13 protein-coding genes and 1 pseudogene are annotated in these 12,466 nt (G+C 62.8%); 8 read left to right on the top strand and 6 right to left on the bottom strand.

Annotated features, from left to right (window positions below):
• Position 1 precedes the first annotated feature (1 nt).
• Positions 2–1,369: pseudogene (locus V1273_RS22780) on the bottom strand (hypothetical protein); the annotation flags it as partial.
• A gap of 206 nt (positions 1,370–1,575) precedes the next feature.
• Between V1273_RS22780 and cysE the strand changes: the two are divergent.
• A complete protein-coding gene (cysE, locus tag V1273_RS22775; RefSeq protein ID WP_213289429.1) occupies positions 1,576–2,403 on the top strand; it encodes a serine O-acetyltransferase in 828 nt (275 codons plus the stop codon).
• Between the two features lie 107 nt (positions 2,404–2,510).
• Positions 2,511–2,729, top strand: coding sequence for a DUF3126 family protein (locus tag V1273_RS22770; protein ID WP_025590201.1), 219 nt, complete (start codon positions 2,511–2,513; stop codon positions 2,727–2,729).
• Between the two features lie 168 nt (positions 2,730–2,897).
• Here V1273_RS22770 and V1273_RS22765 read toward each other — a convergent pair whose 3' ends face one another.
• Positions 2,898–3,545 (bottom strand): hypothetical protein, encoded by a 648-nt coding sequence (locus V1273_RS22765; protein WP_442894165.1) that lies wholly within the window; start codon positions 3,543–3,545, stop codon positions 2,898–2,900.
• A gap of 306 nt (positions 3,546–3,851) precedes the next feature.
• Between V1273_RS22765 and V1273_RS22760 the strand changes: the two genes are divergently transcribed.
• Both V1273_RS22760 and V1273_RS22755 read left to right on the top strand, forming a co-directional pair.
• The gene (locus V1273_RS22760) at positions 3,852–4,181 is read left to right on the top strand and encodes a DUF6949 family protein (protein WP_028349167.1); all 330 of its coding nucleotides are present in this window, start codon (positions 3,852–3,854) and stop codon (positions 4,179–4,181) included.
• A gap of 72 nt (positions 4,182–4,253) precedes the next feature.
• On the top strand, positions 4,254–4,784 hold the full coding sequence (locus V1273_RS22755; protein WP_334363482.1) for a gamma carbonic anhydrase family protein: 531 nt from the start codon (positions 4,254–4,256) through the stop codon (positions 4,782–4,784).
• Between the two features lie 309 nt (positions 4,785–5,093).
• Here V1273_RS22755 and V1273_RS22750 read toward each other — a convergent pair whose 3' ends face one another.
• Positions 5,094–5,264 carry a hypothetical protein gene (locus V1273_RS22750; RefSeq protein ID WP_334363481.1) on the bottom strand — a complete coding sequence of 57 codons (171 nt, stop codon included), beginning with the start codon at positions 5,262–5,264 and terminating at the stop codon, positions 5,094–5,096.
• On the bottom strand, positions 5,261–5,482 hold the full coding sequence (locus tag V1273_RS22745) for a hypothetical protein (protein WP_334363480.1): 222 nt from the start codon (positions 5,480–5,482) through the stop codon (positions 5,261–5,263). The genes V1273_RS22750 and V1273_RS22745 overlap by 4 nt, the downstream gene beginning before the upstream one ends.
• Before the next feature lie 113 nt (positions 5,483–5,595).
• On the opposite strand from V1273_RS22745, the gene V1273_RS22740 reads away from it, so the two are divergent.
• The 3 genes from V1273_RS22740 to V1273_RS22730 all read left to right on the top strand — a co-directional run bounded on the left by V1273_RS22740 (position 5,596) and on the right by V1273_RS22730 (position 8,494).
• Positions 5,596–5,994, top strand: a complete 399-nt coding sequence (locus V1273_RS22740; protein ID WP_334410900.1) for a hypothetical protein — start codon at positions 5,596–5,598, stop codon at positions 5,992–5,994.
• Between the two features lie 599 nt (positions 5,995–6,593).
• A complete protein-coding gene (locus V1273_RS22735; RefSeq protein WP_334410899.1) occupies positions 6,594–7,694 on the top strand; it encodes a two-partner secretion domain-containing protein in 1,101 nt (366 codons plus the stop codon).
• A complete protein-coding gene (locus tag V1273_RS22730; protein WP_334410898.1) occupies positions 7,655–8,494 on the top strand; it encodes a ShlB/FhaC/HecB family hemolysin secretion/activation protein in 840 nt (279 codons plus the stop codon). The genes V1273_RS22735 and V1273_RS22730 overlap by 40 nt, the downstream gene beginning before the upstream one ends.
• A 244-nt stretch (positions 8,495–8,738) precedes the next feature.
• Here V1273_RS22730 and V1273_RS22725 read toward each other — a convergent pair whose 3' ends face one another.
• Both V1273_RS22725 and V1273_RS22720 read right to left on the bottom strand, forming a co-directional pair.
• Entirely contained in the window at positions 8,739–9,245 is a 507-nt protein-coding gene (locus V1273_RS22725; RefSeq protein ID WP_334363476.1) for a hypothetical protein, read from the bottom strand.
• A gap of 155 nt (positions 9,246–9,400) precedes the next feature.
• Entirely contained in the window at positions 9,401–10,288 is an 888-nt protein-coding gene (locus V1273_RS22720; RefSeq protein ID WP_334381701.1) for an alpha/beta hydrolase, read from the bottom strand.
• Between the two features lie 307 nt (positions 10,289–10,595).
• On the opposite strand from V1273_RS22720, the gene V1273_RS22715 reads away from it, so the two are divergent.
• The gene (locus V1273_RS22715; protein ID WP_334410897.1) at positions 10,596–12,278 is read left to right on the top strand and encodes a phospholipase D-like domain-containing protein; all 1,683 of its coding nucleotides are present in this window, start codon (positions 10,596–10,598) and stop codon (positions 12,276–12,278) included.
• Positions 12,279–12,466 lie beyond the last annotated feature (188 nt).

The raw sequence follows: 12,466 nt of genomic DNA, 5'->3' as shown, positions 1-12,466 counted from the left end.
GGTCGCGCGCTTCTTCACCGGCGAATTGCCTGATAGCCGCGATCAGCACCACCGTGGTCGCAAGCCACGCCAGCCGCGCGCCGTAGCGATCGTGCGGACCGGATATCACGGCGCAGACGAAAGCATTGCCGAGCAGCGCGAACGAGACCGTGCCGGCGAGCAAGGTGAGATCGTCGAACGGTCGGCGCAGCACGCCGCGGCCGAACAGGATGACGGCCAGCAGCATCGACGCCAGCGCAACGGGAATGTGAATCCGGTTGATCGCGGTGAAGTCGAAGTGCCAGAGCTGCTGTTGCGCCGCACGCATCGGCTTCACCTGTGCGGGAAGAAAGTGCTCGATGATGCCGTAGGTATGGCCGAGCCAGCCGTCGGTGCCTTCGCCGGTCCCGACGTAGACGAATTGCTGCGCAGTGGCGATGGCCGCCGCCTTGGCCTGCCAGGCCGGATACTCGGCCAGCGAATGCAACACGATAAAGCCCATCTCGTCGTTCAGTCCCTGAAAGCGGCCAAGCGTGTTGAACATGCTGTTGCTCCACAGAAACTGGTCGGCAGTGGCCGGCAGATTGTCTCGATAGGGGCAGAGCTTGAAATTCTGCTTCGGGCAATGATCGCGCAAATACTGCGCGACGATGCCGTCCTGCAGCATCCGTGCGAATGCCACGCCGTAACCGCCCGGCGTCCACGCCAACTTCCCGGATAAGGCGAAATTGGTCGACAGCAACAGCGCAGCTCCCGCGACGATGGTCAGGCTGCCCTGCGTCAGTCCGGAAATGGAAATCCGCCCGCGCAGAAAGGGACGCGCGATCCAGCCTATGCAGCACAGTCCGAGCAGCACCGCGAGCGTCGCGCTGTGGGTCGCCGCGGCGAAAGCGGTGAGGCCGAACAGCAGGCATTTTTCCGGGATCGAAGTCCGCTCGCCAAGCACGACCAGGATGAACAGCGAAAGCACCGACAACCCGGCGAAAATGTCGGTCAGGAGCGTGCTGGCAAGAAAAGGCAACGAGGTGGTCAGGGCCAGCACGAAGCTCATGGCCAGGAGCCGCAACGGCTCGGAGATACCGAGCACGCGCAGCGTTAGCTGCAGGATCCACAGCGTCGCCAGCGCGTTGATCCCGAGGTTGATCCAGAAGCTCGAATCCTCGCCGAAATGAAGATAGAGGCCGAACGTGGTGGAGCGGCTGGGGACCAGATAGCCCTCGTACCACCGGGCCAGATAGCCGCCGGTGTCCCACTGGAGCAGGGGATAGCCATTCCACAGGGCGGGGGCCAGCAACATCAATGGGATGGCGATGGCGGCGATCCAGGCCGAGCGCGAATTCGCAGCGGTACGCGCCCGCAATATCTGCGTGCTTATGTGGCTTCCCCCCATCCGGGCAGCATCCGCCGAATGGCAGGTCCGCCGAAATTCACCAATAGTCGCAGGCCCGCCGGCTTGATTTCCTGATTTCGCTGACCACCTTGAACTGACCCCCACGGCATTCGGAGGCGGTTTACGCTAGCCTGCGCCTGCCCGGGACAGAAGTCCGCCCGCCGTGCTATAGTAGCAACGTAATCAGGGAATTTGCGAGAGCAATCATGGCAGTGCATCAGGTCAATCCGCAAGCGTCGAAGCTCGCCGCACTCGATCCGATCTGGGACCGCATCCGGGGCGAGGCGGAGGACATCGTCCGCCGCGAGCCGGAGCTTGCTTCCTTCCTCTACTCGACCGTGCTGCATCACGAGCGCCTGGAGGAATCGGTGGTGCATCGTCTCGCGGAGCGGCTCGATCACTCGGCGCTATCGGGCGACTTGATCCGGCAGACCTATGACGAGGCGCTGCGTGACGAGCCCGATCTCGGCAATGCGTTCCGCGCCGATCTGGTCGCGGTCTACGACCGCGATCCCGCAACCTCGCGCTTCATTGATCCGTTGCTCTACTTCAAGGGTTTTCACGCGCTGCAAACCCATCGCCTGGCGCACTGGCTCTATCAAAAGGGCCGCAAGGATTTTGCCTATTATCTGCAGAGCCGCTCGTCGGCGGTGTTTCAGACCGATATCAACCCCGCCGCCAAAATCGGCCGCGGCATTTTCCTCGATCACGCGACCGGCTTCGTCTGCGGCGAGACCGCAGTGATCGATGACGACGTTTCGATCCTGCACGGCGTCACGCTGGGAGGCACCGGCAAGGAGAACGAGGATCGTCATCCGAAGATCAGGCGCGGCGTGCTGATCGGGGCAGGCGCCAAAATTCTCGGCAATATCGAAATCGGCCATTGCGCGCGCATTGCCGCGGGCTCGGTGGTGGTCAAGCCGGTGCCGCACAATGTCACGGTCGCCGGCGTTCCCGCGAAGATCGTCGGCGAGGCGGGCTGCGCGGAGCCATCGCGCACCATGGATCAGATGCTCGGCGCGATCGGGCTTTGATTTTCCACACTTTCTGGCAGCCGCATTTGTGAAGTTACGGCTGGTAGTCTGCGCCGTCTCGTCCTAAAAACCTCCCGGAAATTCAAAGAATCCGATTGGAGACCGCCGTGGACGTTCAGGAAGTCAGGAAGCTCGACGCCTATCTCAAGCGCGTATTCGGCAATCCAAAGATCCGCGTCGTGCCGCGGCCGAAAAAAGACGACTCCGCCGAAGTCTATATCGGCGAGGAGTTCATCGGTGTGCTGTTCGTCGATGACGAGGACGACGATCGCTCGTTCCAGTTTCAAATGGCGATCCTCGAGGAAGATCTGGCCGACGTCGGGTGAGGCGCGTGCCACGACGTCGTAGGGCGGGCAAAGGCGCAATTGCGCCGTGCCCACCATTGCTACTCACAATACAAGAAAGATAATTGGTGGGCACGCGGAGCCTGTCATCGGGCGCGCATTCGTGCGACCCGGTGGCTTTGCCCACTCTAGACGGCTACGTGCCGGTCGCTAGGTCTTCGGTCCGCGCATTTGCGCCGTCAGGCTATCCATCGCATTCGCAACGTCGCGCCATTGCGACAGCCAGCTCCGCGGAAAGCGGAACGTCAGGTCGGCGCCGTCGACGCGACGCTCGCTCAGGCACATGCCGGGAGTCAGGCCGTCGCGGGTGCAGCGCGCGTTGAGGCTCGGTGCGCCGGCGGAGAGCAGGTCCTCGTTGGCGTAGGGCGAGCCGTCGCGGAACGCGCGCATCGTCAATCCGTCGTCGATCGGTGTTGCCTTCTGTTCGAGGTAGCGCGGATAGATCGTACGCACCCGCGTGTCCGGCGGCAGCGAGTCGTGGTGGGCCGATATCGACAGGAATATCCGGTCGATCGGCTGCACCTTCTCCTCGATCGTATCGGCGCTGACGTGCTTCGGCGCATCCGGTGGTTCAAGCGACGGGAAGACGAAACTGAGATCGACCCGTTCCTGCGGCCCGGAGTGACGCTGGATCTTACGGCGGATCGCTGCTGTCGGCACGTTGAAGAGCGTGGCACCGACGCTGACCGGCAACCGGCCCGGAGCGCTGGCGGGCCGCGCCACCCAGGTTGGCCACAGCAAATAAGCGACGAGGGCAATGGCGCCCGCGGTGATGGTTACCGCGACCATGATGAGCATCATGTGCGAGCGCGGATCCCTGCGGGTGTCGCGGGCGAGGTGCTGGGCCGTCGAAAGCAGGGTCATGAACGAGGCATCGGTCGGGTTTCAAGGCTCGGGCACGATCCCGAGAGCTAAGGCGAATCATCCCGCGAATATGCCATGGGCAGCGTGATTTCCGCATGATTTCACGGGAGTTCCGGCCCTGCAGCCATGCGCAAACGAGGTGCCTGCGGTTCGTTGTTAACCCTTCCTTAAGGACACTGTGGCGGCGGCCGGCCAATTTTGCGAAAGCAGGGCACGGTTCGTCGAGTACGAGAAGTTGTCATGTCGCCCGATGCGTTGAATTCCCTGTTCTCCCTGTGCATCGGCTTTGCGCTCGCAGGCGCGCTCGCCAGCGGCTATCAGGCGATGGCAGCGCGGCCGGCGGGATTCGGGCTGCTTGGGGAAGGCGTGGCGCCGAAGACATTTGCGGCCGTGCCGTTTCTGGTTTTCGCCGCGCCCTTCATCATCATGCGCAACACGTTACGCGGCGCGAAGATCGAGCGCCGTCGCTTCGAATTCGTGATGATGGCGACCGTGCTTTCAGGCTTCTGGAGCATGATGTCCGGCACGTTCTTCCTGATGACGCTGCGAGCCGCGGGCGTGCTGGCCTGAGGCTGGCGGCCTGTTCGCTTGATCCGCTGCCTGGGGCTGTGCCAAGGTCTCCGCCAACGGAGATCTTTTGTTATGGCGATCTACGAACTCGACGGACAGGGGCCTGAACTCCCCACAAATGGAAACTATTTCATCGCAGACACTGCCGTCGTGATCGGCAAGGTGCGCCTTCTCAATTCGGCCAGCGTATGGTTCGGCGCGGTGCTGCGCGGCGACAATGAGTGGATCGAGATCGGCGAGGGCTCCAACGTGCAGGACAATTCCACCTGCCATACCGACCGCGGCTTTCCGCTCACGATCGGCAAGAGCTGCACCGTCGGTCACAATGTCATCCTGCATGGCTGCACGCTCGAAGACGACGCGCTGGTCGGCATGGGCTCGATCGTCATGAACGGCGCGAAGATACGACGCGGCAGCATCGTCGGTGCGGGGTCGGTCATCACAGAAGGCAAGGAATATCCCGAATATTCCCTGATCATCGGCTCGCCCGCGCGCGTGGTCCGCACCTTGTCGCCCGAGCAGGTGACGGCGATGGGGAGTGCTGCGAAATTCTACGCGCTCAACGGGCCGCGATTCAAAAACGGACTGAAGAAGATCGGCTGAAGGCAGCCTTCTTTGGTTTCGTCTCGGGCGCTCATCATGGGGAAAACACCCCGCGAGCTGTTTCCGGAGTCGGCTGCCGAATTGATCGAACGGCGCGATCGGCAGTTGCTGGAGCGCAAGCAGCAGCTCGAAGCGATCGTCGACCGTCGATAACCCGGTCAAGGGCCGGCGCACCATTGCGGTGCGGCGGCTTCAGATCGGCGGGCCCGAACGCAAATCCCATTTGTTCGTGAGCATGGTCGAGGACCGGACCGATCAGACCGATGTTGCGGCCCCGACCGAAGCTGCGGCGTAACGATCGCAGGCGGCTCAGCCGCCTTCATTTTCGTTCGCCTCGCGAGGCGGACCGGCGACCCTTTCATGGCCGGCGGCCCAGAGCGCATGCTCCTCGCTGCCATCCCGATATGGATTGGCTTCCGCCGGAATGTGCTGGCGCGCGGCGCGCTGGCCTTGCTCGAAAGGGTCGGGGTCGGAATTCATGATGCCGCCTTTCGGGTTTTCGATCTTTTTGGCGTCGCTTCGTTGGAAGCGGCTGCGCTTTTCCGCAGCGCGTCCTTGAGGTCGATGGGGATGCCGTGCTTCTTCAAGAGGTCCGCAAAGGCTTCGTCAGCCAGTTCCTGAAAGGTCGCCATCCGGTCACGTGCAAGCTGTTTGAGCTTGTCGAACGTGTCATCGTCGAAGGCGATCAATTTGCGCAAAGCGTGGCCACTCCGGCCGTCGAGCGGATGTGAATGAATGATCTGGCAGTGGAATCGTTCCGGCAGGAACAAGGCCGGGGCGCTGTCGTTGCTTCTGAAAAAGGAGATTTCCGATGAAGCTGGCGTCTGCAGCCGCCGCTGTCGCGGCGATCACAATCCTGGTATCCGCGATCGCGTCGTTTGCTCAGAGCGTGGGCGGATCCACGGGCAGCGGCGGCGCCGCCGCGGGCTCGCCGAGCGCAGGTTCGGTCGGTGCGGGCACGCAAGGTGTCACCGGCGTTCCCGGGCCGGCCGCTCCCAATGCCGGTCAAGGTCCAGGTGGCACGGCGAACCCCTCCGGGCTCGCGTCGCCGCCTCCGCCGGGCACCAACAGTGCCGGCACCGCGCAGTCGTCAGGCGGCGGCGCAACGACCGGCATGGGCAGATCACGAACGACGACCGGCGACGCCGAGATCGATGAAGAGAACAAGCAAGTCGACCGCAAGCTCAAGGGCATCTGCCGCGGCTGCTGACATCGCTTTCCGGCCCGCTCACGGAAGAGCGCAAACAGCCCAAAATAGCTCAAGCCATCTCCGAGAAATCGATCTAGACTTGACGCCGGATCCTCGCGGGTCCGGCGGCGAATGCGCCGACTTCGTCGAGGCCAAGGCCACGGCGGGAAATGCTGCGCCGCGATGTTACCGAGATCGCTGTTTGGAGGAATGCCGTTCGCGTCACATCGGGGATGTTGAACATGCTCACAGCACCTGCGTTGACATTGATGTTTTTGATTGTCGTAACTGCTCTTGGTGCAGCTTTCGTCTGGATGTTCTGGGAGATCGAACAGATGAAGTCCAGGCCGCGTCGGATGCCGAGACCACATCGCAGGGGCGATTGGTTCGGGTAGGCGACCCGCTACCCGCGCACGGTCATGTTCCGCGCAATAGCCGGAATCTGCCGGCAGCGTCATTATGCGCAATTTTCGGAAAAATGGCGTTTGTTCTTTGATACACCCTTAGGTGGTTCCCTGCCAGTTTGCGGTTCCGCGCGCGGAACCCGCGCATGTCTGACAAAGAATTTGTGGAGACGAGCAGCTTTGAAATGTGGCCGGCCGTAAGCGGATGTTTGGTTCATGATCGTCTCATCCACGTCGTGTCTCTCGCCGGCGATCAAATCGTGCACTAGAGAGTTTCGAACTTCCGCCTGCTCGCTCGCACTGTTGTGGGGCCTGGGTTGCGCGCAGCCGTCGATGGCGGAATCGCTGCCCGCCGGCGGAACGGTGGTGAGTGGGAACGTTGCGATCGGCTCGACGTCGCCGACCAATCTGACGGTTACCCAATCGAGCCGCACCGGCATCGTCAACTGGTCAAGCTTTTCGGTCGGGCAGGGCAACCAGGTCCAATTCAACAACGGTAGCGGCGCGACACTCAACCGTGTGACCGGTAATGTGCCGTCGTCGATCAACGGCGTGGTGTCTGCGACCGGCTCGGTCTATCTCGTCAATCCGTCGGGAATCGTGGTCGGACCGACGGGCGTGGTCAAGACCGGCGGCAGTTTCGTCGCCTCGACGCTCGATGTCAGGGACGCGGACTTCCGCGCCGGCGGATCGCTGACCTTCAGCGGTAACAGCAACGCCTCCGTCGTCAATCTCGGCAAGATCGGCGCTTCGAACGGCGACGTCGTTTTGGTCGCGCGCCAGGTTCGCAACGACGGCTCGCTGACCGCGCGCAACGGCACCGCCGCGATGGCGGCCGGCAGCGAGGTGGTGCTGAGCGACGGATCGCTCGGCAATGGCAAGGTGCTGGTGCGGCGTCCGGCGCAGAATGGCGAGATCCGCAACAGCGGCGCGATCCGCGCCGCGGAAGTGGAATTGCGCGCCAATGGCGGCAACATCTATGCGCTCGCGGGCAACACCGGGCGAGCGATCTCGGCAACGGGTTTTGCCAGCAAGGGCGGACGAATCTTTCTTACGGCCGAGGGCGGATCGGTCAACCTGACGCAGAAGGTGGTAGCGCGGCGCATTCAGGCAGACGCTGCACCAGCGCGCGCAGGCGTCGCCGCACGTCGCTCGTTCACCGGCGGCGACGTTATCGTCAGCGCTGACAAGGTCGTGGTCGGCGGCGCCATCACTGCAAAAGGCCGCGGCGGTGCAAGTATGTCAGCCAGGCGGGGCGGCTGCTCACGCCGCTCGGGTTGCGCACGAGTCTCGAAGTCGTCGGCGACCATGTGCTGACCAATGAGCGGCCCAACAACCTGTTCCGGATTAAGACTCAAACCAGCCAGGCCTCGGCGATCGTTCGCACCGCGCTGTCCGATCTGCTGCCGCCGACGACCGGCGATCTACTCGGCGGCGTCGAGCTCGAACATCAGCTACGCACCACCGTCTTCGATGGGACACCGGTCGCCGAGGGCAGCGCCGACGTCGCGCAATTGGTGGTGGGATGGAATGGGCGCTGGTCGGACAATCTCGGCACCAACAATCTCGATGTCCGTTTCAAGTTCAATCCCGGCGGCATTCTGTCCGGCAACAATTCGGGCGCCTGGAGCGCCTTCACCAATGGACGCGTCACCGATGTGCAAACCAACCTCGTGACCCTCGAGTATGGCCGCGTGACGCCGCTGCCGAAGGGCCTGTCGCTGAAATCGGAAGTCTCCGTGCTCGCTTCGTCCAAGCCGCTACCGGATACCGAACGCATCGCACTCGGCGGGATGAGCGCCGTGCGCGGTTATGTGACCGAGGACGGCGTTGTCGACCAGGCCCTGATCCTGCGCAATTCGCTCTACGCCTCGATGCCCAGCATGCCCTCCTGGATGCCGGGCACGCTGGCACCGTTCCTGCTGGCCGATGTCGGCTGGGGGCGCGATCTGTTTTTCCGGCGCGACATCACACTGTCGTCAATCGGGGCCGGATTCGACTTTGCGGCCGGATCGAACTTCAACTCCAAGCTGCTGGCGGTGAGGGCGCTGACCGACGGGCTGCACAGCCGGGCCGGATCCTGGCGCGTCTCATTGCAGGCGTCGGTCAGCTATTGAGGGCTTGCAACCGCGGCCGCTCAAGGGAGGCACAAAAAACAAGGCCGTCGACGCAGTATACCGTCAACGACCTTGCCAGCCCCGGATATGAAATCGGCTCACGCCATCCGGTGAGCTACAGGATGCCCGGGATTCACCCGGAGATATGTGAACCAGTTCACAAAGGTGGAAAAAAGTTCCGGCAAGGGCGTGCTGGCATCAGCCCCCTGAGCGGGGCATCATCGCCAGCCGTCGTCCAGTCCTATCAGCCGCGCCCTTTGGCGCGGCTGCGGTTCGCCGTCCTGTTCGAGCGGGGCTTGGCCTTGGCTGATCGCTTGCGCGGCGCCGGAGCGGCGGTGGGTTCGGAGGCCTGCGCGCTGGCAAAGGATTGCCGCAAGCCGTCGATCGCATCCGTCAGCGTTCCGACCTGCTCGGAAAGCTTTCTGGTATCGGCCTGCTGCGCGGCCAGCAGGCGGCGCACGGTGAGCAGTTGGTCCTGCACCACCTGCAACTGGTCGATCGATTCCTGCTGGGTCGCTTCCAAGCCCTTGGTCTTCTCGACCAGTTGCTCGGACGCTTGCGCGGCGCGCGCCTGTAATTGGCGGGTCGCGGCCGCGCGATCGGTCTCGGGGGCGCTGCCCGTATAGGCGCGCCACAGGGCGATAAAGCCTACTCCAAGCACGACAATGACGAGAGCCGCAGCGGCGATCGCAATCGGCTGACCGCCGAAACGCGCGACGGGGCTGGCACTCCGGGGGGCGAGTTCGAGCATGCGACTCCAAATCCGGACGTGATTTCAAAGTCCCCAAATAGCACAGCCGCGCTGCCGTACAAACCCGGGATTTGCCGGGCCGGTGAGGAATTCCGGCCAAGTCCTTGAGAATCAGGCTCTTCTGGCGTCGACCAGCGGGAGCTGGATGTTCAGTGCTATCGGATGTGCGACTTGATGAATTGCCCGGCGCAGGCCAGCGCGCGGCGCCCGTCTTCGAGTTTGGCATTCCAGACCGGCCAAGCGTGGATCATGTGTGGCCAGATCTGCAGCGTCGCATCGACATCGGCCGCCCCCGCGGCCTCGGCAAGCCGCGTGGCGTCCGCCAGCAACGTCTCAGCCGATCCAACCTGAATCAGGACCGGGGGAAAGCCGGTGAGATCGACGAATAGCGGCGAGATCAGTGGATCGCGGCGGTCGATGGGTGGTGGCGCATAGGCGTCCGCAAGTTCAGCCAGATAGGCCTTGTGAATCAGCGGATCGATGGCGTCCTTGGTGGCCAGCGTTTCGCCGGACATGGTGAGATCAGTCCACGGCGAAAGCAGCCAGGCGCAGGCGGGCAGCGGTTCTCCTGCCGCGCGCAGCCGGTTGATCAGCCCGAGCGTCAGGTTGCCGCCGGCGCTGTCGCCGCCGACCGCGATGCTCGTCACCGCAATGCCTTGCCGGCGCAGGAAACGCCACGCCGTCAGCGCGTCTTCATTGGCGGCGGGGTAGGGATGTTCAGGGGCAAGCCGGTAGTCGATCGCAAGCGTCCGCATGCCCGCGGCGCGCCCGGCTTCCGTCACCAGGCGGCGGTGACTGACAATCGAGCCGGAGCAGTATCCGCCGCCATGGAAGTACAGCAATACACGTGACTTCTCGCTGCCGGGCACGATCGACCACTCGCCGGCAACGCCGTCGCAATCGACCGCCTCGCATTCCACGTCGAATGCCACCGGCCAGGTCGATCCAACTTCGTCGAGCCGCTGCCGCCGCTCCGACCACCCGACCGGCCGCGGCTTCGAACCCAGCAATGCGCGGATGGCGTCGATCTCGCTGTGAGCCAAGGTGCGTTCTCCCCGGGGCGCCGGCCATCATCGCACGCCGGCCCGGCAACGCAAAAGGCGATAGCCGAACTTGCCGCGCGTGAAACCCCCGAAATGGCGGCGGCATCCCTATTTCATGCATAACACACGCAAGCGATGTGATACATTCCAAAACAACCTTCATCCAGCCGTTGTATCCGTATGCGATACAGATGCACTGGAGGCGAATGACAGTAGCCAATCCATGTAGCTGGATCGCAAGTCAGGCGAATTCCTTCAGCGCCAATTTGCTTCAATGGGGGCGGGAATGTCGGAGATCCATCTCAAGGTGTTTTCGAATGCCGACGACGTGCACCTTGTCTGGACGCACGCGGATGACATTCCGGGATGCCTGGGGTTCGCCATCGAATGCCGGCGGGGCGACGCGGAGCCCAAATATCTGTCGAACCGCGTCGGCTTCGAAGACGATGTGGAAGTCGACGGCGACGGCAGTCAGTTTACCTCACGCTCTTCTCAGATATGGCCGTTTCAGCGCTATGATTGGACCGATCACGCAGCCGATCTGGGGGATGTGATCGCATATCGCGTGGTTGCCAGGGTGGTGGGCGCCGATGGCAAGCTGCATGACGGGCCGTCGAGTGAATGGTCGAGAACGCTGACCCTCAGCGCGGACTGCGGCGACGGCGTGAGCGTGCACTTCAACCGTGGTTACGTGCTGTCGCAATTCATGGCGCGCTACATGAAGCGCAAGGGCATCACCCTTGCGGAGCTGAAAGAGACGGCCGTCATTGTCAGCCAGGAGGTTGACCGCGAAGCCCGAGCCTTCCTCGGCGGAACGCTGCGCGAGACCATGCTGCAGATGATGGCCGAAGTGGCGGATGATGACGGGCTTGAACTCCATGCCGCATTATACGAGCTGAGCGACGAGGAACTGGTGGATGGTCTCGTTGCGATAGGCGAGCGCGCGCATGTCGTGCTGGCCAACGGCAGCGTTGAGGTGGAGGGAGAGGACGAGAATGAAGAGGCCCGAACCCGGCTGAACGACGCTGGCGCCGTGGTTCACGATCGTTTCCTCGCACCGAAAGCCCTGGCGCACAACAAGTTCGTGGTTCTGGGCCGCCGGACAGCGGGCGGGTTCAAGCCGGAAAAGGTCTGGACCGGCAGCACCAATTGGACGCCGACCGGTCTCTGTACTCAGCTCAACAACGGAATCATGCTGATTCACGAAGAGCTGGCGGAGCGATTCGAGGCTCAGTTCCAGCTACTGGCAGAAGCGGGCGATGTCGTGTCCAACGAACTGCTCGCCTCAAACAACCAGCCGAAACGAGGAATCCCGCTCGGCGACGCCACAGTCGATAGCTGGTTCACCAAATTGAGCGGAGAGATCGATATCGAGGAACTCGTCGATCTCGTGACGAACGCAAAGCAAGGTGTGCTCTTCGTGATGTTCCAGCCGGGCAATGAGCCCGTACGTACGCTGCTTCGGATGCAGGAGGAAAAGAATTTGTACGTCCGCGGTGTGGCGACGCAATTCACCGGCGCGGGCGCGGAGGAGTTCAAGCTGCTGAAACAGAACCCCGAGGATTTCTTCCTCGATTCCGCGCAGGCAACAGGAGTCAGAAAGACGGTTGGTGAATGGGCGGTGGAGGGCACGGCGGCAGAGTTCCGGGCAAATATCGGCCACGCCATTACACATTCAAAGATGATTGTGATCGACCCGTTCGGCGACGATCCCATCGTCGTCACGGGCTCGCACAATTTCTCGAAGGCTGCGAGCGGCAAGAACGATGAGAATTTTCTGGTCATTCGCGGCCATCGCGAGATCGCGATGCACTATTCGATCAACGCGATGCAGACCTACAGTCACTATCGCTGGCGGGCCTATCTCGAAGAGGCCGCGAGAGAGCACAGGGACCCGTTTCAATTTCTCTCGCGCAACCCAAATTGGCAACGGCGTCGAAAGACCGGCGAAACCAAACGCATGCTCGCGTTCTGGATGCCGGAGGGCTAGGCCGGTGCAACGTGCGCGGGCAAGTGAGACGTCAGTCGTTCCTGTGCGCCGACCAGCCAATCGGTTTGAGCCGGGCGGAGGACGTGGCTGTGTGCCAAGGTGCGTTCTCCCCGCTGCCAGAGCCATCATCGCACATCGGTCGCGCGGTGCAAAAGGCCGCTGAGGGTGGGAGGCCCGGCAGCTAGGCC

Source organism: Bradyrhizobium sp. AZCC 1721 (assembly GCF_036924715.1).
Lineage (GTDB): Bacteria > Pseudomonadota > Alphaproteobacteria > Rhizobiales > Xanthobacteraceae > Bradyrhizobium.
The sequence above is the reverse complement of the archived record's forward strand: the minus strand, read 5'-3'. Positions and strand labels throughout refer to the sequence as shown.